The organism is Peribacillus sp. Aquil_B1 (assembly GCF_022603275.1).
In the GTDB taxonomy this organism is placed as follows: Bacteria; Bacillota; Bacilli; order Bacillales; family DSM-1321; genus Peribacillus.
In genome coordinates, this window is record NZ_JAKXEE010000001.1 from 508,527 (window position 1) to 532,338 (window position 23,812).

Sequence of the window (23,812 nt, forward strand, 5' to 3'; positions counted from 1 at the left end):
GGTTTGTAAAATGGGAACGTTGATTTCCACTCCAGGCACTCGCTTTCCGCGGGCGGTCCGGAAGCCTCCTCGGCGCTTTTGCGCCTGCGGGGTCTCCCTTGGACGCGTATTCCCGCAGGAGTCTCGCATCTTCCGTTCCAATCTACTTTGTTTTAAAAGATAGAACTTCCTTTGCTACAAACTAGATAATAATTGTTTGCCGACAGTTTTTTTGTGGGTTTGTAAAATGGGAACGTTGATTTCCACTCCAGGCACTCGCTTTCCGCGGGCGGTCCGGAAGCCTCCTCGGCGCTTTTGCGCCTGCGGGGTCTCCCTTGGACGCGTATTCCCGCAGGAGTCTCGCGCCTTACGTTCCAATCAACTTTGTGTAAAAAGATAGGTCTTCTTTTGTCTACAAACTAGATAATAATTGTTTGCCGACAGTTTTTTTGTGGGTTTGTAAAATGGGAACGTTGATTTCCACTCCAGGCACTCGCTTTCCGCGGGAGTCTCGCACCTTCCGTTCCAATCAATTGGAATTTTTAAAAGAAAAAACTGCAGGCTGGTCTTATTCCGAACCATATTTAAGACTAGTTTACTTTCCGGTTTTTTTACTGTACGAAGAAAGACACTCTTGCCGAATAACTGGATTGCCGAGTCCCCACAGGCGCTTGCTTTGATGAAGCTTGGCAGACAATCGGCGGAAAGGGAGCGGATTTCTGAAATCAACTAGATTTTTTTGTCTACAGTCTTGAAATACTTAAGTATTTTCACCAATCTGTATGACTTTTACACCTTTACGTTTTTTTACATCTTCTTAACGGGACCGACATGGCACTAAGTTAAAATGATAATGGGTAACGAAAAAGAATGGGGGGATTGGCATGAAGGTTGAATTACATTGTCATACGAACATTTCAGATGGTTCCAGTTCTTTTGAAGAACTATTGGAGGTTGCAAAAAGGGAGAGAATTGGCCATTTAGCGATTACGAATCACGATACAACGATGAAATTGCAAGAGATGGTGGAACGGGGAAAGGAAATAGGAATTGAAATCATCCCTGGTATAGAAGTTTCTGGTTATGACTTTGCAAGAGGCAGGCGTGTACATATTTTGGGCTATTTTGTTGAGCCTGGTCATAAGGCACTTAATGAGCTTTGTAATCCATTGATTGAAAAAAGGAATGCAGCTTCTGAAAAAATGGTGGAACGACTGATTCATGCAGGCTATCGAATAACGTGGGATCAGGTATCTAAATTCAGGGGAGGAACGGGTGTTTATAAACAGCACATTATGCTAGCGCTAAGGGAATCGGGGTATACGGATTCTATCTATGGAGATTTGTATAAGAAGATCTTCAGTCGCGGCCAAAATGGAGAAGTGCCAGGCATTGCCTTCATTCCTATGGAGTATGTGGATGCCATCCTTGCTGTGAAGGCGATTCGTGCTGCCGGAGGCGTTCCGGTCCTTGCGCATCCTGGACAATACGGGAGCTTCGAAATTATTCCCGATCTTGTAGAAGCAGGCCTTGAAGGGATTGAAGTTCTTCACCCTCATCATGGTCATGAAGAAGAGGAAAGAGCGATTTCATATGCAGATCAATATAATCTCATTAAGACAGGAGGTTCGGATTTTCATGGGGATTATGGGGAGAATCCGATTCGTCTTGGCAGTATGAGCCCTGGAAAGGAATGTGTGGATGCTTTGAAATTAAGGAAAAAAAGCATGTCCATTAATGATGTGGTATTGAAAAATATCGATCTATGAAACCAGGGGTTTTGCTGTGAAAGCGACCTGATCATATGCTGGATGTCGTATTGAAAAGATCCAAAAAATAAGTATTCTCTTTCGTTCTGGTAATTGACCAGGACTTTTTTTTTACAAGAAAATCATGGTAGCTTCATATTTTCTCATTACACTGACATTAACAAGGAAAAACAGGTATTGGACAGATCTAATAGTTAAAGGGGGATTTCAGTTGGAGGAAAAAAACTTTTTAGTGGATCATTTAATATCGGAAATTAAGAGTGGGACCTTTCAATTGGATAAAAAGTTACCTTCAGAGCACATACTCGCTGATCAATTTAATGTTCCAAGAATGGTTGTCAGGAAGGCATACGAGCAGCTTCAAGATTTAGGCTTTATCTATTCAAAGCAAGGTAAGGGAAGTTATGTCCAGGAAAGCAAAAAGCAAATTCCGTTAATTCTATCCGGTGATGTCAGTTTCACCGAGAAAATGAAAGAATTCCAGTTTTCCTTTCAAACGAGTACTATTTTTTGCGAAGAAATTTCTTATGATCAGAAGATTTTTCAAAGCCTAGGGGCGGAAAGTGATGATAAGGTCTTTAAAATTGGCAGGCTTAGGTTAATGGACGATTTCCCGATTGCTCTTCATACATCTTTTGTGGCAAAATCAACATTTCCTGAAATTGAAAAGGACGGTCCTGATATTACCTCTATGTTTCAATATTATCGGCAGCGTGGCTTCGTGGAATTCGGATCCAGCAGCAGCACACTGAACGTGATTTTTCCTACTCTTTTCGAACGGGATATTTTGCAGTGTTCAAGTTTAATTCCACTTTTGCAAGTGGAATCATTATGCCGGGATAAGCGGAGCAATCAAGTCCTTGAGCACACAGTCATAATCTATCGAAGCGATTGTTTCACATATGTTATATAAAAACTTCCATTCCAGATATCGCTCGAATTCACAAGTAAATGCTCTGAATTCACGAGTAAAAGTACGAAACTCACGAGTAAATGCTTCGAATTCACGAGTAAAAGTACGGAACTCACGAGTAAAGCTCGAATTCACGAGTAATGGCACGAAATTTTGAATAGTGCAGGTCCGGCTTTAACAAATTTCATACAAAGATTTACTCTTTCTTAACGTACGTTCACTTGGCAACAAGATACATTGAAGATGTTAGCTTGAAACTAAAACATTTGGAGGCCAATGGAATGAGAAGAAGGGAAAGAACCGAGATTTTGATTCAAGGCTCTGAGGACATTGCGAAGGAATTTGCCAAGGAAATAGCAATGAAATATAAAGTTACCGTCATTCAAAAGCCAGAGAGTGCCCTTGTGTTGCTAAAGACAAGGGAAACGGCAAAAAAGAGCTTGTTTTATCTTGGGGAAATGCTGGTGACTGAATGCACGGTCCAAATCCAGGATTCAATCGGGATTGGTATCGTTAAGGGACATCGGGAAGAACTGGCACATCGTTTAGCGATCATTGATGCTGCTTATCAGGCTGGTCTTGGAGAAACGAGATCATGGTCACATGTTTTAGAAAATGAGAAGAAGAATATACAGAAAAATCTTCAAGAGCTGAATCGATCAATCTTAAGAACCAAGGTTAATTTTGAAACGATGGATGTTCAATAAGAGGGGGGAAAGCAATGAATTTGGATGTAGTTCATGATATACAAACTGTTTATAGAAAGCTTGTAACGGCGACTTCAAGACCTGGAACTTCAGTGGTTTTGGAGAGGGAAGCCAGGACATTGGAAGTTCAAATGGAATGCCTTTCTTCTACTATCCTGCTTGCACTTACTGTACTTGACCCTGAAGTGACTTTTAAAGTCATTGCAAAGGAGGAGGAGGCGGTGTCAAGAATGATCAATCAGCTTACTTATTCAAAGCCTGTCGATTTGCCGGAAGCGGATTTTATCTTTATTTTACATGATGCCTCCGAGGAGCAAATGAAGGAAGCGATGACTAAAGCAAAGATAGGAGATCTGTTGAACCCTCATGAATCGGCAATGATCATTCTAGAAGTACCGGATGTAACGAAAGGGGACTCTATGATCCTTTCTGGACCGGGAATTCAAGAGGAATCATTCATAAGCCTCCCGAATGTCTCCGCCTGGCTTGGTGTAAGGAACGAAAAAAACATAGAATTCCCGTTAGGAATCGATATGTATTTTGTGGATCAACAAGATCGTTTAATAGCCTTACCGAGAACGACTCAAATCAGAGAAAATGGGGGTGAGATTATATGGGATATGTTGCAGTAAAGGGCGGTACAAAGGCGATTGAAGAATCCATCAAACGCTTAAAGTTTGAACGGGTCAAAAAAGGGACGGCCATAGAGCTGCATAAGATAGAAGCTGGGATGAGAGGGTTGATTGATCAGGTTATGTCAGAAAGCAGTTTGTATGATCAATCACTGGCTGCACTTGCCATTAAACAAGCTGAAGGCAATCCGGAAGAAGCTGTTTTCCTCTTGAGGGCCTATCGATCCACTTTACCGCGAAAGCATGTTTCACGAGTGATCAGTTCTGAAAATATGAAAGTGGAAAGGCGGATTTCAGCTAGTTTTAAGGATGTACCTGGCGGGCAGATTTTAGGTGCCACGACCGATTATACACATCGGTTACTAGATTCGGAGCTGAAAAATGAATCGGATATAAGCATTCAAGATTGGTTACGTGCTTTTCATGAAGAAAATCGTTCAACGGAATATGAGAGCGATATGGAGGATTTGAACTCTCTGCCTAAAGTTTTGGACTACTTAAGAAGTGAGGGCTTATTAGCAAGCTGTGAAAACAATGATTTGCAGCCTGGGGATGTGACAAGGAAGAGTCTGGAGTTTCCTTCAATGCGGAGTGAACGCCTGCAAATTTTAACAAGAGGCCAAACCGGTGCAGTGACATCACTTGCTTATGCAGTCATTCGTGGATATGGTGCACTGCACCCGACAGTAGGGGAGCTGCGGGTAGGTCAGCTGCCCGTCCATCTCGATCACCCGCTGCTGGACGAAGGACAAGAGGAAGATAGCTATTATATTGGGGACTTCACAGCAACGGAGGCAGAGATGCTCATTCCGCTTACGGTAGAGAAAGAACAAGGCAAAAAAGAAATAGAGTTTGAAATTGGCTATGGCATGTGCATGGGACAAAATGAAACGAAAGCAATCGCAATGGGCATCCTGGACAATTGCCTGGAAAAACCGAACAAGGAGTTTCCAAGTCACAACGAGGAATTCGTTCTTTATCATATAGATTCAGTGGAATCAACGGGCTTCATCTCCCATTTGAAGATGCCTCATTATGTTACGTTTCAATCCAAGCTTGATAGCATCCGGAAGTCAAAAGATAAGACCACAGAGCAGGAGGTTGGATGGCATGAATAAAACCTATAATTTTGCATTTTTTGATGAAGGGTCGAAACGGGAAATTAGAAGAGCAACACTGAAGGCAATTGCCATTCCCGGTTATCAAGTCCCATTCGCCTCAAGGGAAATGCCGATTGGGCGTGGTTGGGGCACGGGCGGCCTGCAGTTGACATTGTCATTGATCGGAAAGGATGACGTCCTTAAAGTGATCGACCAAGGCTCGGATGAATCCGTTAATGCCGTTAACATAAAAAAACTCGTAACTGATACCACTGGGGTAAGGACAACGGATAGCACAAAAGAAGCCTCTTTAATCCAGTCAAGACATAGGGTTCCGGAAGTGCCGCTGCAACGAGACCAGATTTTAATTCTTCAAGTTCCGTTACCGGAACCTTTAAGGAATTTTGAGCCGAGCGAACATGAAACGAAAAAGCTGCATGCCGAGAAAGAGTATAGCGGTGCATGGCTTATGTTATTTGAACAAATTATGAAGTACGGAATAATGGCGACGGATGCAGACCATCCGGTGATGGTTCACGACAGGTATGTCATGGCACCAAGTCCAATACCAAGATTCGATAATGCCAAGCTGGACGATAATGAAGCGCTCATTTTGCTAGGTGCAGGCAGGGAGAAAAAGGTATATGCGGTACCTCCATATACAAATGTATCATCTTTGGCATTTGATGATTACGAATTTGAAATCGAGTCCTTTGCAAATCATGCTTGCATTCTCTGCGGGTCCAACGATGTGTTTTTGGATGAACTTGTTGATGAGGAATCAGGTGAAACGTATTTCCAATGCAATGATACAAGCAATTGCCTTGAAATGGTCAATCAAAAACAATCATTGGGAGTGAATTAAATGTCTGTGCTTGAGGTGCCCGTATTATCGGTTAAACAAATGAACAAACAGTATGGTGACGGATGTTCGGCATGCAAACATATGAAATTAGGAAAAGTGACAAAAAACTATTGTCACGAATGCGGGACGGTTTATGCCTGCAGAGATCTGACATTTGATTTGTATCACGGTGAAGTTCTCGGAATAGTAGGGGAAAGCGGCAGCGGCAAATCCACTTTAATGAAAAGTTTGTATTTTGACGAAGAAGTGACCGATGGAGAACTGTATGTGGCTGGCTTTGAGAATGGAAAAAAGAATTTATTCATGGAGTCTGCCCAGAAGAAAAGATACGTTCGAAACCACCTGATGGGGAAGGTTTATCAGAATCCGATTCTAGGGTTGAAAATGGATTTCTCCTCGATAGGCAATATTGCCGAGAAGTTAATTTCAGCTGGGAACAGACATGTTGGCAGCATGGAATCAAGAGGCGCCGAGCTCCTGGAGGCAGTCAATATTCCCATCCATCGAATGAAAGAAGAACCAAGGAATTTCTCAGGCGGAATGCAGCAACGGGTCCAGATAGCCAAAGCATTGTCCAACAATCCACCCATACTGCTTTTGGATGAGGTCACCACGGGTTTGGATTTATCAGTTCAAGCAAGTGTATTGGATTTAATTAAAAGTCTCCAAAGAGATTTGAATATCAGCATTGTATTGGTATCCCATGATTTGGGCGTAATCCGAATGCTTGCTGACCGTACGCTCGTTATGCTGGAGGGTAAAGTAATCGAGCAAGGATTAACAGATCAAATACTCGAAGATCCACAGCATCCTTATACCCAGCAATTAGTACACTCGCTGCTGTAAAAGAAACCAAACAAAATGGGGGAAGAGACATTGTTGCTGATTAAAAATGGAAAAATAATAACGGAAGACTCGATCCTGATGGACCATGATCTCTTAATTAAGGATGATAGAATTTGCCGGATTGCACCTGTGGGAGAAATCGAAAGAAGCCCTGGGATGGAAGTGCTGGACGCTATGGGCGGATATGTTTCACCCGGTTTCATTGATCTCCATTCGGATTATATTGAACATATGACTGCGCCGCGCCCGACTTCTTTAATGAATTTTAATTTGAGCTTAAGAGAAACGGAAAAGGAACTGATTACGCACGGGATCACGACCATGTTCCACTCTCTGTCGCTCAATAAATCCACTGAATACGCATATAAGCCTATTCGGGAGCCTGAGAATGTTAGGAAGCTTATTGACTTGATTGATCAAACACATACGATGAAGCACCTAGTACGTCATCGTTTTCATGCCCGTTATGAAATCGATAATTTGGAGGATATTGATAGTCTAAGAGAATATGTTTTGGAAAAGAAAGTGCATCTGGTCTCATTCATGGACCACACTCCAGGACAAGGGCAGTATCGGCATCTAGAGATATATCGAAACACTTTAAGGGGGTATAACAATTATAGTGATGAAGCGATTGATGTCATGATCCGGACTCACCAAGTGAAAGAAAAGCTGACGATTGAAAGAATGAAGGAAATTGCCCTGCTGGCAAAAGAAAACAATATTGCCGTTGCCTCACATGATGATGATTCAATAGAGAAGCTTGAATTGGTTCACAGCTTTGGAACGAGTATAAGTGAATTTCCAATCACACTTGAGATTGCCCGTAAGGCCCATGATATGGGGATGTATACTATAGCTGGTGCACCAAATGTGCTTTTGGGAGGTTCCCACAGCGGGAACTTAAGTGCCTCTGAAGCCATTCAGGATGGAAGCATAGACATATTATGCAGTGATTACTACCCTGCGGCCCTGCTGCATTCAATGTTTGAATTAGTCGAAAACCATGGAATGGATCTTGTCGATATGATTAAGCTAGTTACGTTAAATCCCGCAAAGGCAGTCAAGATGGAGGACGAAATTGGATCTATTCACGAAGGGAAAAAGGCTGACATACTTATTATTGAAAAAATTTCGGGTGATTTCCCTGTCATAACAACCGTGGTTGTAGACGGGAAATTAATTCAAAAAACGAATTACAGGATCTGAATTTTAGAAAAGCGGGTGGGAAAGTGGAGAACATATTGGAAATCAATGATTTATCCAAGTCTTTTATTTTACATAATCAACGCAAGAATATCCATGCGGTCAGCAACATTACAATCACAGTGAAAAAAGGCGAATTCATCGGCATCACAGGCAAGAGCGGCAGCGGCAAATCAACCATCCTCAAATCGATTTATGGTAGTTATCGGGTTCAAGAAGGAGAAATCTGGTATGATTCTTCCCACTATGGTGCGATCAATCTGGCAAAAGCAACAGAAAGGGAAATGATTTACCTGCGTAAGCATGAGATAGGCTATGTATCCCAATTTTTAAATGTCATGCCAAGAACTACAGCAAGGCAGCTCGTTACCGGGGCCATCCTTGAAATGGGACAGACCAGGGAAATGGCCAATATCGAAACGGAAAAAATCCTCGGCCACTTTGAAATAGGAAAAGAGCTATGGGACAGTTACCCTGCTACTTTTTCAGGAGGAGAGAAACTAAGGTTAAATATAGCAAGAGCAATGGTGAAAAGGCCGCGGCTCCTCCTGTTGGATGAACCGACTGCAAGTTTGGACCACGATTCTAAAGTGAAGGTGAAAACCCTCCTTGAACAGCTAATGAACGAAGGAACGACAATGCTGGGCATTTTTCATGACTTGGAGTTCATGAATCGGTTAGTAAGTAAGGAATATAGCATGCAGAATGGATGTTTTACTCAAGATATTCAAAAAATTTAACGATGTATTCACATAAATTTTACTGAATATTCAGCCTCCTTAACGGCAGGTTAGCATTGTACCGGTATTGTTAAATGGGAAGTGGCTGAAATGAGAAAAGATCTTTTAATCGGAGGGGAGATTTAACGTGAAAAAATCGATGATGTCCATATTGATGTTAGTTAGTTTGCTGGTATTTACAGGCTGTTCTTCTAACAGTTCAACAGGTGCAAATGAAGATGATACATTGACCGTAGCATGGCTGCCAAATGAATCCGGGGAAGATTTAGGGGAAGCACGCGATGAAATCGGGAAGATCTTAGAAGATGCCACAGGAAAGAAAGTGGAACATAAGACAACTACGGATTATAACATTGCAATCGAGGCCATTGCTAATGGAAATGCAGATTTAGCATTCCTGGGTGCACAAGGATATATTGAAGCAAACAACAAAAACGATCGTGTTCAACCCCTGGTTGTTCCAAGCGGTGAATCAGGTACGTTGGAAGATGCAGTCTATAATAGCTGGCTGGCTGTTCAAAATGCGGATGACTATAAAATGAACGGCGAATATAAGATAGACGGTATCCAAGGGAAAAAGTTCTCTTTCGTATCAAATAGCTCTACATCCGGCTTTAAAGTTCCTTCCACAGGAATCGTTGATTATTTCTCACAGCAAGATAAATTTAAGGAATTAAAAGCCGAGGATTTATTGGAAGGCGGGAAAGATAAATTCTTCAGTGAAGTGCTTTATGGCGGTTCACACCAAGGATCGGCTGTAAACCTTTTAACCGGAAAAGCGGAAGTGGCAGCTTTTTGTGATACTTGTGTCAATAATTATGTGGAGCTGGCTGATGGGGAAGAAAATAAAGCAGGTGCCGTGTATAAGGTAAAGAAGGATGCAGCTGAACCCTTTAACACAGTTACAGATAAGACATTCTCACTCATTTCAGTGACACCAGTTTTGAATGCACCTTTCGTTGTTAACACCGAATTAGTCAGTGAGGAAACACGTGAAAAAATTCTTGAAACGTTGATGTCTGATGAAATGGCAAATAACGAGAAAGTTTTTGTACCGGAAGATTCTAAGTTATCAGGTCTATTTAAACGGGTGAGCGGAAAAGAAAGATTGGTAGAAGTCGAGGATGACTGGTTCAATCCAATTCGGGAATTATCTAAATAAAGGCAGTAATATGTAGGAGGATCATACATGAAAACATTATTGGAAGTGAAAAATGTCTCAAAACATTTTGGAAATGGTACAAAGGCGTTATCCAATATTGACTTCACTGTGAAAGAAGGAGAGTTCGTTTCGATCATAGGGCCATCTGGAGCAGGAAAATCAACTCTTCTTCGATGCATCAATAGGATGATCGATGCTTCTAGCGGAGAAATCATTTTTGATAATGATCATGTATACAAGGTGAATAATAGGGAGTTAAAGAAAGTACGCAGGAAAATAGGGATGGTTTTTCAACATTACAATCTAGTAAATAGACTAAGTGTGATTGAAAATACCCTGCATGGACGATTAGGCTATAAATCTACACTGGCTGGAATCCTTGGCCTTTATAGTGAAGAGGAGAAACTTCAAGCTGCTAAAGTTCTCCAAATTCTCGGTCTGGAAGATATAATCTATAAAAGGTCCGATCAGTTGAGCGGAGGCCAGAAACAACGGGTTGGAATAGCGCGGGCGCTTATCCAAAACCCTAAATTGCTATTGTGCGATAAACCGATTGCCTCTCTTGACCCGAATTCTTCCAAGGTGATCATGGATCATTTAAGGAATATCTGCACTTCCATGGGAATCACAGTTGTAGTCAACCTGCATCAAGTCGATGTGGCCCTGAAATATTCGGATCGAATCATCGGTGTGAATGGCGGCAAGGTTGTTTTTAATGGCACATCTCAAAATATAACCTCAAATGATATCCATCAGATTTATGGATCGGATGAAGGAAAGTTGATTTTTGATTTGGGAGGTTCCCATGTCGGCTGATGTTTTTGCAAGAAAAAGAAGAAATTCACTTGTATTGTTTTTGCTTATCGGGGCTGCGTCGGCTGTTTCCATTATCATTACAGAATTCAGCATCGCAAAAGGGGTTACTTCCGTTCCTAAGGCCATACAATGGTCGTTATCGAATTTTTATCCAACAAAGGATTCCCTTACCAAACTGCCAGACATTTTGATAAAGCTGAAAGAAACACTTTTAATATCCGTTGCAGCTACCACACTCGCGGGAATATTGGCCTTTGTATTTGCGATATTGGGTTCCAATACGACAAGGGTGAATGCCTTTTTCGGAGGTTTTAGCCGAGGGTTAGCCGTTTTATTTAGAAATATTGATGTCTCAATATGGGCGTTGGTTCTGTTATTTTCATTTGGGCAAAGTTCCTTGACCGGTTATTTTGCCTTGTTTTTCGGATCTTTCGGTTTTTTAACAAGAGCTTTTATTGAAACGATCGATGAAGTGAGCTGCAGTTCCGTAGAAGCTTTGCAGACAACCGGAGCAAGTTATCTAACCGTCATTTCGCAGTCTGTTATCCCTTCAACCATTCCGCAAATGATTAGCTGGGTACTTTTTATGATTGAAACGAATATCAGGAATGCAACATTGGTCGGACTGCTTACAGGATCGGGTATTGGTTTTACGTTTAATCTTTATTACAAAAACCTGAGTTATGACATTGCCAGTCTTGTCGTCATTACGATCATCATTTCGATATTATCTATTGAATTGATCTCAAATTATGTGAGGAGGGTGATTTTATAATGCAGGCAGAGGGCCCAATCAAACCATTTCCTTCTCCTACTGGTCAGGATTTAGATAAAATGCTGCTTGAACGGCTATCCAAAAAGCCTTTCTCGAAATCTTCAATCGCGATTAGGTTGAGTGTGCTGGTACTAGCGGTTTTGACCATATACGCTTTTGCCAGTTTTGATTATAAGGATGTTAAAATGTGGGACGCGCTAGTATTGACAGTCGACAATTTGAAGACCATGTTTTTTGAGCCGCATCTAAAGCACTTTACCTTTACTCAAGCGCTTTATCAGGTGTCGATTACATTAGGCTTAGCCTTCTTGACGACAATATTTGGTGCGATCATTGCGCTGATGTTGGGACTTTTAGCGGCTGGAAATATCTCGTCCAAGCCATTATCGATTATCATAAAGGGATCGGTTGCCCTGATTAGAGCCGTACCTACTGTGTTATGGGTCCTCATTTTTGCAGTCGCAGCAGGGTTGGGCAGTGTAGCGGCAGTTATAGGGATGACGTTTCACTCCATAAGTTACCTTGTAAAGGCCTACTCGGAATCCTTCGAGGAAATCGATAAAGGTGCTATAGAAGCCCTGCAGTCAAGCGGAGCGAATTGGTGGCAAATCGTGTTCCAAGTCATCATTCCATCTTCGATCACTTATATCATTTCCTGGACTTTCATGCGCTTTGAAATCAATTTTGCAGTGGCGGTCGCCATGGGCGCAGCGGCAGGCGCAGGAGGAATCGGCTTCGATATGTTCATGGCAAGTGGATTTTACTTTGACTTGAGTGAAATTGGAGCAATCACTTATTTTATCCTGATAATCGCAATCTGTCTTGAAATCTTCGCAACACAAATCAAAAGGAAACTAAAAGCATCATCTTGATACTGGAATGGTTAAATATGGGGTATGCCCATCTGACAATTTGATGCAGCCCCTGACAGTCACGTTCGTCATAGCATGCATGAAAGAAGAGCACAAAATGAAATGGTCTCGGTTTGTAGACAATAGGTGTTCTATCTAAATTTAAAAACAAAGTTGATTGGAACGGAAAGTACGGGACTCCTGCTTAGAAAAGCGTGTCCAGGGGAGACCCCGCAGGCGAAAAGGCGCCGAGGAGGCTCCCGGACCGCCCGCGGAAAGCGAGTGCCTGGAGGAAACGTACAAAAATGTAAAAAGCCTTACAGTCTTAGACCACAAAATGAAGTGGTCTCTTTATTTGTTTGAAAATCGATTTTTATGCTGTCTCCGGCTGACCCTTTAATGGTGTCATTGTCATGAAAGGCTTATATAAGGGCGGACTTTATTTCTTGTATCTGTTTGATATGCCTTTGTTCATGTAAGGATAATAACTCTATCCATTGATCCAATGAGAGGTCCCCGAACAGGGGATGCTTGGCTTTCTTTCTATTTAACAAGATATCTGAATCCATATCATAAAGAACCTGTAATAATCGATCCCTTGATTCTGCCAGCAAATCCATAAGGCTCGATAATTGAAATGGGGTTGAAGAGGGTGAAATGGCCTCAGGGGATGAGAATTTCTTTGTTCTATCAGTAACGAAGTAAATGTTTTTTTGAATGATATTATTAAAATCCCTTTCCCGAATGCCATTTGCTATAACCTCTGTAAAAACCTGCTCCGTAAGATATAAATGATGGCAAATTTGGGCGATGTTCCATACTTCAGGCACAGGCCTATGGTGGAGCATTTTTTCATCCAACTCCGTAATTTCCTCAATTAACTGTTTTCTTGATTCAAATAGCAAATCATACTCGATATAATTCATGAGAACTCCCCTTTTGTGACACCCCAATATGAAAGAAAGCATCACTGAATTTTTTGATATAGGAAAAAACAAAGGGATATCTGATTGCATAAAGAATGTATAAAAACTACGGAAAAAACACCTGATTTAAAGTGGATTCCTGATGATTGAAGGTGTGAGACACTATGCTTTGAAGCAAGGTTTCTATTTTAATAATGAGTGTTAAAAGATATCTCTTATAGTACAACGAAAGGATATGTTTCATTGGTATTTATAATTTTGAGGAAGAAATACAGATCTGGAGCCAGGTCTGTATTTCCATGAGAATCATTTTTTCAGGAGCGTTGATACCCTAATGCCTATGCACATTACTTAAGTTTATGCCTGTAATTGACGCATTACTTGGTTAACGGAAACTTTAATGGGATGGATATCTTTTGAATTCCATAATAAAAGACCTTGATTAAGTGAAATGAAGTAAATAGCCAGTTCCAATGGGTCACCATCCACAAAAATTCCATCCTGCTGTCCTTTACTGATAATACGGGCAATCCCTTTCATGGCAGCGGCATATTTTTGATTCAATTCTTGTTTAATCTCATTAGAGAGTGTGTCGGAATGTTGGGCTTCAATAACAAGGACACGGCGGTCCAAGGCTTCCTCTGGTGAACCGGAAAAAGTAAGTTCAGTGAACCAAACCAGTTGATCCCAAGGTGTGCCTTTTCTATTTTCCGCTTCATTCACGGTTTCAATAAACATATCCAGTACGTTCATGATAATGGAAACGTAAATATTCTCTTTTGATTTGAAGTAATGGTAAAACAGTCCATGACTTAAATTCACGGATGAAGTAATATCGCTGATTTTTGTTGCAGCAAAGCCCTTGCGTGCAAAAATCTTCAGTGCAGCACTGCTGATTTCTTCATAGCGTTGATCTCGGATTATCTTAAATTGTTCATCATTTTTTGGAGCCATCGTTGATTCCTCACTTGCTGAATAATATTTCATCATTGTCGCCTATGGGCTTATAAGACCGGTACGAAACTTTTCTGTTTCATAAACACTCTACCATATAAGTTTATCAAAAAAAATAGTGATGGGGCTTTTTAACATTCACTAACTTATTCGATAGAAAAGGGCGGTTATCCTCGTTCTTCACCGAATACTTTTTTGATTGACTCATCAGTCAACTTTTTGATTGACTTACAAGTCAACGTTATATATTATTGGTTCATGCTAATGTGCATATTCATGATACTGATATAAAAATATGCATAGAGAAGCAGTTCATAGCATTTCAAAAAATACATGCATTGAAAAGGGGATAGAAAAATGAGTAGACTACAAGGGAAAACCGCTATCATCACAGGGGCAGCTGGCGGCATTGGTAAAGGTATGGCCATGGCATTTGTTAAAGAAGGAGCAAAAGTGGCGATCATCGATTTAAATGAAGAGCTTGGGAACCAAACCATTAAAGAACTACAAGAATATCAACCAGAATCCATATTCATCCAAGCTAATCTTGCAGAGCATGACAAATTGGCTTCAATCGTTAAAGAAGTGGCTGATAAATTCGGTAAAATTGATATCTTGGTAAATAATGCACACGCTTCTAGAATGGCTTCCATTGCTGACACAACACAAAAGGAATTGGATTTATCCTTTAATACCGGATTCTATCCGACCTTCTACTTCATGCAGGCTGCACTGCCTTATTTAAAAGAAACACAGGGCAAAATCATTAACTTTGCATCAGGTGCCGGGATTAATGGTGATGTCAATCAAGGTTCGTATGCAGCAGCAAAAGAAGCAATCCGTGGAATTACCCGTGTTGCCGCAAATGAATTCGGTCCATTCGGAATCAATGTCAATATCATTTCCCCGATTGCCAAATCACCAGGCATGCTTCAATGGGCAGAGGAGCAACCAGAATATTATCAAAATATGCTAGCGAAGATTCCTCTCAGAAGACTTGGTGAACTTGAGAGTGACATCGGACGTACAGCTGTATTCTTGGCAAGTGAGGATTCTGATTATATTACGGGTCAAACAATCATGGTGGATGGCGGTTCCATTAAATTGCGTTAAGCGGATGATAGCTGGGTGTTTTTGAGGATTAAACAATAATTGGATATATGGAGTTAAGATAATGTCCATTAATAACCAGTAGTGTTATTTCAAATCGATAACGCTACTGGCTTTTACTGCGGAGATTTTGATGCAATACGGTAGCTTAGGGGGAAACATCGATGAGTAAGAAGAAAAAAATTCACTTTGCTTGGTGGCTATTAGCTGGATTAGCTATTATGGTCGGTGTTGCTAAAGGCGGCATTATGACTGCAGGCGGATTGTTTTTGACACCTGTGACAGGGGATTTGGGCATCGGGATGGGAAGCTTATCCTTGTACTTCAGCATTTCATCAATCGTCACCATGATTTTCCTGCCGATTGCAGGTAAAATGATGGCGAAATATGATATTAGAACAATATTAGTGATAGGAGTTATTTTACAAGCCGGTTCATTTGCTATGTTTGGTTTAATGAATTCCGTATGGGGCTGGTATTTGTTCTGTATCCCTATGTCAATCGGATCCATTTTTGTCTGCCAAATGGCTGGTCCAGTATTGATCAATAATTGGTTTAAAAAGCATAATGGCCTGGCAATGGGAATCATGGTGGCTTCAGGCGGGTTATTCGGGGCAATCCTTCAACCAATGGCAGGTAATCTAATTGATAGCCAAGGCTGGAGAAATACGTATATCATTTTAGGTGTATTAGTGATGGCAATCGTAATCCCGATCGTACTCTTAACGATCAGGATGGCCCCACAGCAAAAAGGCATGCAGCGGCTTGGGGAAGACGAAGCTGATAATGATGAAAAGGCTATTCATAAAGTGGGTGCTAATAAAGGGGTCACAGCAGCAGTAGCAAGAAAATCTTCAGCATTTTATACATTGCTTCTGTTTTTCTTCTTTATAACGGCGATAGGAAGTTTTGGTCAGCATGTAGCCCCATTCGCGATGGGCTTGGGCTATGATGTTACATTTGCGGGTAATGCAATGGGAGGCTGGTCGATTGGTGTGTTATTAGGCGCTTTAGCCTTCGGTGTTCTATCGGATAAAATTGGAGCGAAAAACACAGCACTTTTTGCGATGATAGTAGGTTTGATTCCAATTGTAATCCTTTTGGCCATACCGGAAAATTCAGCAATGTTTACATTGGCCATTGCTATCTATGGATTTGTAGTTGCATCTATCGGCACATTGGGACCGCTGCTGACATCTGCGTTGTTCGGCAATAAAGAATACAGTGAAATCTATGCTTCTGCTGTGGTAGGTTTAGCAGTCGCGGGGATCGTTGCTTTACCGGGATACGGATATATCTATGAATTCACAGGCAGCTATACATCCGTACTCTATGTGATCGCTATCATGTTAATCATCAATTTAGCATTGATTATCCTTGCATTCAAAGGGAAAAGGAAACTCGAGGAAGCTGGGCATTGGAATTGATTTTTTCTAAAGCATGAGCCAATATATTTAAAAAGGGCGGGAGAATTATTTCCCGTCCTTTTTCTCTTGAATAAGGAAAGTTGCTAACGCAATGGGAAGCTTATAAACTGAAGATAGAAAAAATGAACTGGGATGGTGAATGCCAATGGCTAAAACAATAGTTGAAAAACTGAATTTACATAAATATGAGCGGGTGGCAGTCCTCAATCAGCCAGCCGGGACGGATTATTTAGCAGAGCTGCCGAATTACGATACAGAGCTTACTGAAAGTGCCTATGATCTTATATTTGCCTTTGTATTGGATATGGATACTTTAAGGAGAATCGTGGATAAGGTGATCGAGAAGAATCATTTGAGTAAAAACGGCTATATTTATTTGGCGTACCCCAAGAAGGGGAATAAAGAATATGCTACATATATTCATCGTGATGATCTGATGCAAGGTCTTGGTGCAAATGATGAAGGGTATGTAGGCTCGAGCGACCTGAAGTTTGCACGTATGGTTGGGTTGGATGAGGTCTTTACGGTAGTCGGACTGAAAGAAGATTCGAAAAATAGAAACCGTCCATCTACCAAAGCAAGCCAATCAGTAGATGATTATATTGAAATGATTTCTGAAATTGAGAAAGATTTGCAGGATTCTCCTGATTTGCTTGCGTTCTATCAATCACTTACCCCAGGGTACCGTAAGGATTGGGCCCGTTACGTATATAGTGCAAAACAAGAGGCGACACAAGTGAAACGGCGCCAGGAAATGAAAACGATTTTAGGAGAAGGTTACAAGAGCAGGGATCTATATCGAAGAAATAAATGAGGGTGGGGAATGTCTTCCATTCTCTTTTTTTCTTGTTCTGTCCATCCTATCAAAAGCATATACTAGACCGAATCCAAACTTAAATCGTAATAATTATGATTTGCGAGGTGGTTAAATATGCTTTTGAAACGCTACACGGGAAATTTGCTGTTATTGATTCTGCTGTTTTTGCTGCTGGCATTCTTTTTTCTAGGCGATGTTTTCATTCCCAAAGCGATTGATTTCTCGGACTACCCGATGCTTCACTCTCTGTTCGTCGTGTTTTTGGGATTGTTTTTAGAATCGATTCCTTTCCTGTTCCTCGGGGCCATTGCCTCATCGTTCATCCAGTTGTTCATCAGTGAAGAAATCATTCAGCGAATGATACCAAAAAGACCCCTGACGGCCATTTTTGCCGCGATAGGGGCGGCGCTGATCATTCCGGTTTGCGAATGTGCGATCATCCCGGTCGTCCGGAAATTGATTCAAAAGGGTGTCCCGGTCCATGCAGGTGTTGTTTTGCTCGTAACTGCCCCAATATTGAATGTCATCGTTTTTGGCTCAACTTATTATGCGTTCCAAAATAATCCGGCCATTCTATATGGAAGAATCATTCTTTGTGTCCTGACGGCCATAATCGCAGGCTTATTCATTCATATGTTCAGCACGAAAGATGTGGTGAAAGAGGACAAGCTGGAACTGGTACGAGGGCATGAACATGATATTCAGTCCAGTAAATGGACAAGCTTCATTGATCATACTTCGCAGGAATTTTTTATGGTCGGCAGATACTTTATCATCGGGGCCTTGTTTGCCAGTGTATTTCAAGTGTTCATGGATCGGTCCGTAATGGCCGATATTGGTCAGGCGCCAATAAAAGGAACGGCGTTGATGATGGGAATTGCATTTGTGCTTTCACTCTGTTCATCAGCTGATGCATTCGTTGCGGCCTCCTTTTCCCATAGTTTTCTGCCAGGCTCCATACTGGGTTTCCTTGTATTTGGTCCCATGCTGGATTTGAAAAATGTTTTGATCATGATGTCCTGTTTTAAACGGAGCTTCGTCGTCACGTATGTCCTGCTTGTTTTCGCAGTCGTCTTCAGCCTATGCCTGATTGCAGGTGGATTGATCAGTAAGGGGGGCTTCTGATGGGACGTTTTTTTATCCAAAGACTTGAAGGATTGCTGCTGCTTGGACTGGGCCTCATGATCTTTAAATTGTATGTTTCAGGATATTTAACGAAATTGATTGCACCCAAAATGATTCCATATGCATTGGCGGCGCTTTTTGCCTTTTTAGTGATCAGCCTTCTCCGAATGAAAAAACAAAAGCAAAGTGGACATCATTGTGATTGCGGATCGAATGGAGAGTCTTCCTCGTCCGCACTGGTCCTGAAATATAGTTTGTTCTTCATTCCTATTCTTCTGGGTTTCATCTTGACCGATTTTACATTAAGCGGGGAAGTGCTGGCGAAAAGGGGGATGGCAAAGCAGCAGGCACAAATGGTAAGTTCATATGATTCAGGGAAACATGCGAATGGGGAGGAAATCTCCGTAACCGATGATAATTATTTTGAAGTACTGGATGATTTACTGAACAACCTCGATACGATCGAGGGGAAGGAAATAGAGATTTCCGGCTTCATATACCGTGAGGATGAATTTACGAAAAAACAAATGGCCATCTCCCGCCTCTCCATGTCCTGCTGTGTGGTCGATGCGACGTTATACGGATATATGGTCAATGGGAACGTGGAAGGAATGAAGACGAATGATTGGTATAGGATTACAGGGACATTAAAAAAAGGAAGCTATAAAGGGGAACCTGTACCGGTGATCGATTTAAAAGAGTCGAAGAAAATAAAGGCACCCGAAGAAGCTTATTTATATGAAAATGTACAAATCATTCAGTAGAAGCGGAAAACCCGGCAAAAGGATGTTTGCCGGGTTTTCCACTGGTGTCATTATCCTTCCGATCGGGATGGAAAAGAAGCGTTATCCGTGGGGGAAATATTGCCAAAAGGGATATAAGGTCAAAGTTGAACACTCAGGTAAATAACTAACAAAAAAATTGGACAGGGCAAACAAAGAAGGAATACAAACTGTCATGATCATTGGAGAAGTGTAGTGATAGCGAATCTCATAAAATTAAAGATATGAAAACTGGGAAGGAGAATTCCTCTGTCATTCATAATTGAAGGCGAACGATGACCTTAAGGGCACCTGATTCTTTGCATTTTCATACTATATGGGATAAAGAACAGGGAGGGGTAGGCCATGTATGGGCATGAAGGTGAGTGGATTAGACAGCAGGATAAATTGATTAACCAGCTTGAAAAGGCGATAAATGGCGAGTACAGTGCCATCCAATGTTATGAGAAATTAGCTGCATTAGCGCCGGATGAAAAACAGAGGAAACAAATCATAGAAATAAGGGAAGATGAAATAAAACATTTTCAAGCATTCACCCGTATTTACAACAGTTTGACCGGGATGCAGCCAAAGCCTAAAGTGACGGAAATATGTCCGGACTCCTATGCGGCCGGAGTGGAATTTGCCGTTCAGGATGAACAGGAAACCGTGGATTTTTATCTGGATGTTGCAGATGGTGCGTCTGATAGAACCATTCGAAAGGCGTTCAGGCGTGCTGCTGCCGATGAACAAAACCATGCCGTCTGGTTTTTATTTTACTTAGTTAAACTCAAAGGTTGATTCGATCGTAAGGAAAGTTGAAAAAATAAGCCACGATAATATCCTGGCTTATTTTTACTGGATCGATGGCAACTGACCCTTGATAGGAAAAAAGCAGTAAACATCCGGCAATCGATAAACTTGTGGCGATCCTTGTTGATGGACGTTCTTTTATGAATAGCCATTCAAGGAATCCGGCGATGATGGGGGCGCTGCTAAGTGTAATGATGATGCCGATGGCCATTCCGGTCATGCTGGAAGCCATGAAAAATAGCGGCAGATAACAGGCCATTCCTAATGTGGCTAAGATGGTTTCATTCATCGCGTTAATTTTTTTTGCCAGATTGCAATGATCAAGAATGCGGCTCCGCCGACTGCCAAGCGGACGGCCCCCATTGCATGGGTTTTATCGGGAGCGAATGACTGGGCTGTACCGGTCGTTCCCCACAGCATTGCGCCAAGGATGACGAGTAAATAGGGGGATTTTTCCTACATGAAATTTTCTTGTGATAAAGATTTGCTATTCAGACTATATGGATGTGCTGATTAAGTCAAAGGGTCCATTTGTTCGGGAGAACGTAACATAGTATAATGGCCTTACAATGGAAAAGAGTGTAAGGGGGGATAATCTTGTCTTCAGGTAATCGAAACAATCAAATTGGACCGCCGCGGTTCGCTATTGCCATTCACTCACTGGTTTGGCTCGCACAAAGCGAAAAGCTCCTGACAAGTTCGGCAATCGCTTTAAAGGTGAAGTCACATGCCACTTTTTTAAGAAGGGTGATGGCACAGCTTGCAACTGCGGGGATTGTCGAAACAAAGGAGGGACGGGAAGGCGGATATAGCTTAAAGGTGCCTGCATCTCAACTGACTTTGGCGGATGTGTATCAAGCGGTACGGCCGGAATGTCTTGTTTGTATGGAAACGAGCGAATGCGGTGAAGTCGGGAAGCAGCTGGATACGGCTTTGGAGGAGATCATGAACGAAGCCGAAAAGGAAACATTGCGCCTGCTAAAGGGCTATACATTGGAAGAATTCATGAAAAAAGTCGACTTCACCAATTTTGAAAATGAGTGTCTAGGGTAATATCCTTGCAAGAGGATACCCAGGATTATATAATGTGCTTAGTGTGATTGCATTTAAAATAAGGAGGTATTTACATGAAGGTGGAAATTTGGTCGGATTATCAATGTCCGTTCTGTTATATAGGAAAGCGTCGATTCGAAGAGGCGTTAAAGCAGTTCGAAAATAAAGATCAGGTAGAGGTTTCATTTCGCAGTTTTGAGTTGAATCCAGAGGCTGAGCGGGATATCAACATGACTCAAAATGAAATGCTGGCCAAGAAATACGGCATGTCTCAAGCGCAGGTGGAAGCGAACAGCCAGAACCTGACTCAACAAGCCAAAGAATTGGGACTCGATTATCATTTGGACAAAGTGGTCTTAACGAATTCATTCGATGCCCACCGTTTGATGCATTTTGCTGAATCAAAAGGTAAAGAGAATGAAATGAATGAACGCCTATTTAAAGCTTACTTTACGGAAGGCAAACATATTGGCAATCACGCTATGTTGGCTAGTTTGGCTGAAGAGGTTGGCCTTGAAAAGTCCGAGACGGAGGCCATGCTGGCAGGAACGGCATTCACGGCAGAGGTTAGGGGAAATGAGCAAGAAGGAAGCCTGCTTGGAATTACAGGCGTGCCATTCTTCGTCATTAACCGCAAGTATGGGATCTCTGGTGCCCAGCCACCAGAAGCATTCCTGGATACGCTAAAAAAAGTATGGGCTGAGGAAAATCCGCTTACGATCGTGAATGATCCAGCAACAGGTGACGCTTGTACGGACGGTTCTTGTAACGTGCCGGAAAAATAATGAAGATATGAAGAAGGAGACCCGAAACTGGGGTCTCCTTTTTTACTTAAAAAGGAAATGTTATGTATGGCAAAGAATATAGTGTACAGGATGGCTTTTCAAAAAAGTACGAAATGAAAGGGAGCTAAAAGGTGTATATAATGATTGGAATACTAGTCTTCGTGATTGCATGTGCAGTAACTGCCAAACTAATTTCCTATAAATATTGGACATGTATTTATTCAGCATTCGGGAACGAAAATTATTTTAAGGCGGTTGCGAAGTTGGAAAGGGAAGGGGTACAATTCAAAACGAAAACGCCTATGAATTTAGGCTCCGAAAGAATTCAGAATCGCCATGAAACCACTCAATATGATGTTTTTGTAAAAAAAGAACAGAAGCATATTGCCCAAAGGGCACTAAACAAGAATTAACAAAAGGTAAATCGTTGAAAATAGCTGTCCTGATGGCAGCTTTTTTATTGCCGGTGTTCATACATACTACATCCCATTTCATAATTATTTTTAAATGATGCGGACAGTATACAACTTGGAGTGGAACGCCATGTCAAGATTTACTTCCTAGGAAACTCACGAGTAAAAGCCCGGAACTCACGAGTATTTGCTCCAAACTCACGAGTAAACGTTCGAAACTCACGAGTAAACGCTCGAAACTTACGAGTATCCCCTCCAAACTTACGAGGGTGAGACTAATAAGAAGAAAAATGCTGCTAATCCACTTTTTCCTTTGAATTTATATAGGATAAAAGAAAGAAAAAGCGTTGGATTTTGATTTGGAATTGGTTTTTTATAGTTTCAAAGACTGAAAATTTGTATAATGGGTGAGATGGATTTAATTGAATGTACATATAGGAGGGGCATGGATGAGTAAGCTTAATGGCAGGACCGTTGCTTTATTGGGAGCAAGGAAGACGGAAGAACTTAGTAAAATCGTTCAAAATCTTGGGGGAGTCCCGCTCGTTCGCCCGGCACAGGGGACGGTATTCCTTGATGATTCCCATTTGGAAGAAGATGTAACCCGGTTGATGGAAGGGGAGTTCGATTGGATTATCCTTACGACGGGAGTGGGGACGGAATTATTATATAAAACGGCCGTGAAGATGGAAGCGGGAGATCGTTTCATAGAAGCCTTGCAGTCTATGAAGATTGCAGCTAGGGGCTATAAAACGGTGAATATGCTGAAAAAGCTTGGCCTGCAGCCATTAATCCGTGATGATGATGGCAGTACGGCAGGGCTTGTTCGCAATCTGGAAGGCCATCTGCCAAGAGGTGTAAAGGTTGCTTTGCAGCTTCACGGCGATCCGGCGCCACTTTTGATGAACTGGTTGGATGAACAAAAAGTGGAGCATAAAGAAATCCTGCCATATGAACATATACCGCCCGAAAAAGAAACGATGCAGCAGCTGATCCAAGAACTCCTTGAAGGCAAAATCGATTCGGTTGTGTTCACGAGTGCACCGCAGCCGCGAAATTTAATGAGATTTGTCCGTGAAAAAGGTGTGGAGGATAAGATAGCCGACCTGTTTGCATCAGATGTAATTGCTCTTGCGGTCGGAAAGGTAACGGCACAGGTGGTAATCGATGAAGGGATCGAGCGTGTCATTTATCCTGAAGATCAACGGATGGGCAGTGCAATGGTGGAGCTGGTGAAATATTATCAGGGAATAGCAAGCAGATAGGG

The 23,812-nt window shown here is 41.8% G+C and carries 28 protein-coding genes; 24 read left to right on the plus strand and 4 right to left on the minus strand.

Annotated elements, in window-relative coordinates:
* Positions 1–863 precede the first annotated feature (863 nt).
* From MPH60_RS02545 to MPH60_RS02605, 13 genes are all read left to right on the plus strand, one after another.
* Positions 864–1,748, plus strand: a complete 885-nt coding sequence (locus MPH60_RS02545; RefSeq protein ID WP_241592651.1) for a PHP domain-containing protein — start codon at positions 864–866, stop codon at positions 1,746–1,748.
* Between the two features lie 211 nt (positions 1,749–1,959).
* On the plus strand, positions 1,960–2,661 hold the full coding sequence (locus tag MPH60_RS02550) for a GntR family transcriptional regulator (protein WP_241592649.1): 702 nt from the start codon (positions 1,960–1,962) through the stop codon (positions 2,659–2,661).
* A 281-nt stretch (positions 2,662–2,942) separates the two neighbouring features.
* Entirely contained in the window at positions 2,943–3,368 is a 426-nt protein-coding gene (gene phnG / locus MPH60_RS02555) for a phosphonate C-P lyase system protein PhnG (RefSeq protein WP_241592647.1), read from the plus strand.
* Positions 3,369–3,382: 14 nt separating this feature from the next.
* Positions 3,383–4,000, plus strand: a complete 618-nt coding sequence (gene phnH / locus MPH60_RS02560) for a phosphonate C-P lyase system protein PhnH (RefSeq protein ID WP_241592646.1) — start codon at positions 3,383–3,385, stop codon at positions 3,998–4,000.
* On the plus strand, positions 3,982–5,118 hold the full coding sequence (locus MPH60_RS02565; protein ID WP_241592644.1) for a carbon-phosphorus lyase complex subunit PhnI: 1,137 nt from the start codon (positions 3,982–3,984) through the stop codon (positions 5,116–5,118). Before phnH ends, MPH60_RS02565 begins: the two co-directional genes overlap by 19 nt.
* Positions 5,111–5,965, plus strand: coding sequence for an alpha-D-ribose 1-methylphosphonate 5-phosphate C-P-lyase PhnJ (locus MPH60_RS02570; RefSeq protein WP_241592642.1), 855 nt, complete (start codon positions 5,111–5,113; stop codon positions 5,963–5,965). The genes MPH60_RS02565 and MPH60_RS02570 overlap by 8 nt, the downstream gene beginning before the upstream one ends.
* Positions 5,966–6,811, plus strand: a complete 846-nt coding sequence (locus MPH60_RS02575; protein ID WP_241592640.1) for an ATP-binding cassette domain-containing protein — start codon at positions 5,966–5,968, stop codon at positions 6,809–6,811.
* Positions 6,812–6,841: 30 nt separating this feature from the next.
* Positions 6,842–8,020, plus strand: a complete 1,179-nt coding sequence (gene phnM, locus MPH60_RS02580) for a phosphonate metabolism protein PhnM (RefSeq protein ID WP_241592639.1) — start codon at positions 6,842–6,844, stop codon at positions 8,018–8,020.
* 23 nt (positions 8,021–8,043) lie between these two features.
* Entirely contained in the window at positions 8,044–8,757 is a 714-nt protein-coding gene (locus tag MPH60_RS02585) for a phosphonate C-P lyase system protein PhnL (protein ID WP_241592637.1), read from the plus strand.
* 127 nt (positions 8,758–8,884) lie between these two features.
* Positions 8,885–9,919 (plus strand): phosphate/phosphite/phosphonate ABC transporter substrate-binding protein, encoded by a 1,035-nt coding sequence (gene phnD, locus MPH60_RS02590; RefSeq protein WP_241592635.1) that lies wholly within the window; start codon positions 8,885–8,887, stop codon positions 9,917–9,919.
* Between the two features lie 27 nt (positions 9,920–9,946).
* Complete coding sequence (gene phnC, locus MPH60_RS02595; protein WP_241592633.1) at positions 9,947–10,735, plus strand: phosphonate ABC transporter ATP-binding protein; 789 nt, start codon at positions 9,947–9,949, stop codon at positions 10,733–10,735.
* Complete coding sequence (locus MPH60_RS02600; RefSeq protein ID WP_241592631.1) at positions 10,725–11,510, plus strand: PhnE/PtxC family ABC transporter permease; 786 nt, start codon at positions 10,725–10,727, stop codon at positions 11,508–11,510. Before phnC ends, MPH60_RS02600 begins: the two co-directional genes overlap by 11 nt.
* Positions 11,510–12,382: a PhnE/PtxC family ABC transporter permease gene (locus MPH60_RS02605; protein WP_405389226.1), complete on the plus strand. Its 873-nt coding sequence runs from the start codon at positions 11,510–11,512 to the stop codon at positions 12,380–12,382. The genes MPH60_RS02600 and MPH60_RS02605 overlap by 1 nt, the downstream gene beginning before the upstream one ends.
* 401 nt (positions 12,383–12,783) lie before the next feature.
* Here MPH60_RS02605 and MPH60_RS02610 read toward each other — a convergent pair whose 3' ends face one another.
* Both MPH60_RS02610 and MPH60_RS02615 read right to left on the minus strand, forming a co-directional pair.
* Positions 12,784–13,287 carry a DinB family protein gene (locus MPH60_RS02610; RefSeq protein WP_241592629.1) on the minus strand — a complete coding sequence of 168 codons (504 nt, stop codon included), beginning with the start codon at positions 13,285–13,287 and terminating at the stop codon, positions 12,784–12,786.
* A 357-nt stretch (positions 13,288–13,644) separates the two neighbouring features.
* Complete coding sequence (locus tag MPH60_RS02615) at positions 13,645–14,241, minus strand: TetR/AcrR family transcriptional regulator (protein ID WP_241592628.1); 597 nt, start codon at positions 14,239–14,241, stop codon at positions 13,645–13,647.
* Positions 14,242–14,598: 357 nt separating this feature from the next.
* On the opposite strand from MPH60_RS02615, the gene MPH60_RS02620 reads away from it, so the two are divergent.
* The 7 genes from MPH60_RS02620 to MPH60_RS02650 all read left to right on the plus strand — a co-directional run bounded on the left by MPH60_RS02620 (position 14,599) and on the right by MPH60_RS02650 (position 20,282).
* On the plus strand, positions 14,599–15,354 hold the full coding sequence (locus MPH60_RS02620) for an SDR family NAD(P)-dependent oxidoreductase (RefSeq protein WP_241592626.1): 756 nt from the start codon (positions 14,599–14,601) through the stop codon (positions 15,352–15,354).
* A gap of 161 nt (positions 15,355–15,515) precedes the next feature.
* Positions 15,516–16,778 (plus strand): MFS transporter, encoded by a 1,263-nt coding sequence (locus tag MPH60_RS02625; protein WP_241592624.1) that lies wholly within the window; start codon positions 15,516–15,518, stop codon positions 16,776–16,778.
* Between the two features lie 145 nt (positions 16,779–16,923).
* Positions 16,924–17,592, plus strand: a complete 669-nt coding sequence (locus tag MPH60_RS02630; RefSeq protein WP_241592622.1) for a YdeI/OmpD-associated family protein — start codon at positions 16,924–16,926, stop codon at positions 17,590–17,592.
* Between the two features lie 117 nt (positions 17,593–17,709).
* Complete coding sequence (locus MPH60_RS02635; RefSeq protein ID WP_241592621.1) at positions 17,710–18,720, plus strand: permease; 1,011 nt, start codon at positions 17,710–17,712, stop codon at positions 18,718–18,720.
* The gene (locus tag MPH60_RS02640) at positions 18,720–19,484 is read left to right on the plus strand and encodes a TIGR03943 family putative permease subunit (protein ID WP_241592619.1); all 765 of its coding nucleotides are present in this window, start codon (positions 18,720–18,722) and stop codon (positions 19,482–19,484) included. The genes MPH60_RS02635 and MPH60_RS02640 overlap by 1 nt, the downstream gene beginning before the upstream one ends.
* Positions 19,459–19,629 carry a hypothetical protein gene (locus tag MPH60_RS02645; RefSeq protein ID WP_241592617.1) on the plus strand — a complete coding sequence of 57 codons (171 nt, stop codon included), beginning with the start codon at positions 19,459–19,461 and terminating at the stop codon, positions 19,627–19,629. The genes MPH60_RS02640 and MPH60_RS02645 overlap by 26 nt, the downstream gene beginning before the upstream one ends.
* A gap of 218 nt (positions 19,630–19,847) precedes the next feature.
* A complete protein-coding gene (locus tag MPH60_RS02650; RefSeq protein ID WP_241592615.1) occupies positions 19,848–20,282 on the plus strand; it encodes a ferritin-like domain-containing protein in 435 nt (144 codons plus the stop codon).
* Here the strand turns inward: MPH60_RS02650 and MPH60_RS02655 are convergent.
* Together MPH60_RS02655 and MPH60_RS27670 are read right to left on the minus strand one after the other, a co-directional pair.
* Entirely contained in the window at positions 20,272–20,583 is a 312-nt protein-coding gene (locus tag MPH60_RS02655; RefSeq protein ID WP_241592613.1) for a hypothetical protein, read from the minus strand. The two genes, MPH60_RS02650 and MPH60_RS02655, sit on opposite strands and share 11 nt — an antisense overlap.
* A complete protein-coding gene (locus tag MPH60_RS27670) occupies positions 20,580–20,714 on the minus strand; it encodes a hypothetical protein (protein ID WP_272492831.1) in 135 nt (44 codons plus the stop codon). Before MPH60_RS27670 ends, MPH60_RS02655 begins: the two co-directional genes overlap by 4 nt.
* Positions 20,715–20,891: 177 nt before the next feature.
* On the opposite strand from MPH60_RS27670, the gene MPH60_RS02660 reads away from it, so the two are divergent.
* The 4 genes from MPH60_RS02660 to MPH60_RS02675 all read left to right on the plus strand — a co-directional run bounded on the left by MPH60_RS02660 (position 20,892) and on the right by MPH60_RS02675 (position 23,810).
* Positions 20,892–21,347, plus strand: coding sequence for an RrF2 family transcriptional regulator (locus MPH60_RS02660; protein WP_241592610.1), 456 nt, complete (start codon positions 20,892–20,894; stop codon positions 21,345–21,347).
* Positions 21,348–21,421: 74 nt separating this feature from the next.
* Positions 21,422–22,132, plus strand: coding sequence for a DsbA family oxidoreductase (locus MPH60_RS02665; RefSeq protein WP_241592608.1), 711 nt, complete (start codon positions 21,422–21,424; stop codon positions 22,130–22,132).
* Positions 22,133–22,272: 140 nt separating this feature from the next.
* The gene (locus tag MPH60_RS02670; protein ID WP_241592606.1) at positions 22,273–22,545 is read left to right on the plus strand and encodes a hypothetical protein; all 273 of its coding nucleotides are present in this window, start codon (positions 22,273–22,275) and stop codon (positions 22,543–22,545) included.
* Between the two features lie 449 nt (positions 22,546–22,994).
* A complete protein-coding gene (locus MPH60_RS02675; RefSeq protein ID WP_241592597.1) occupies positions 22,995–23,810 on the plus strand; it encodes a uroporphyrinogen-III synthase in 816 nt (271 codons plus the stop codon).
* Positions 23,811–23,812: the final 2 nt, after the last annotated feature.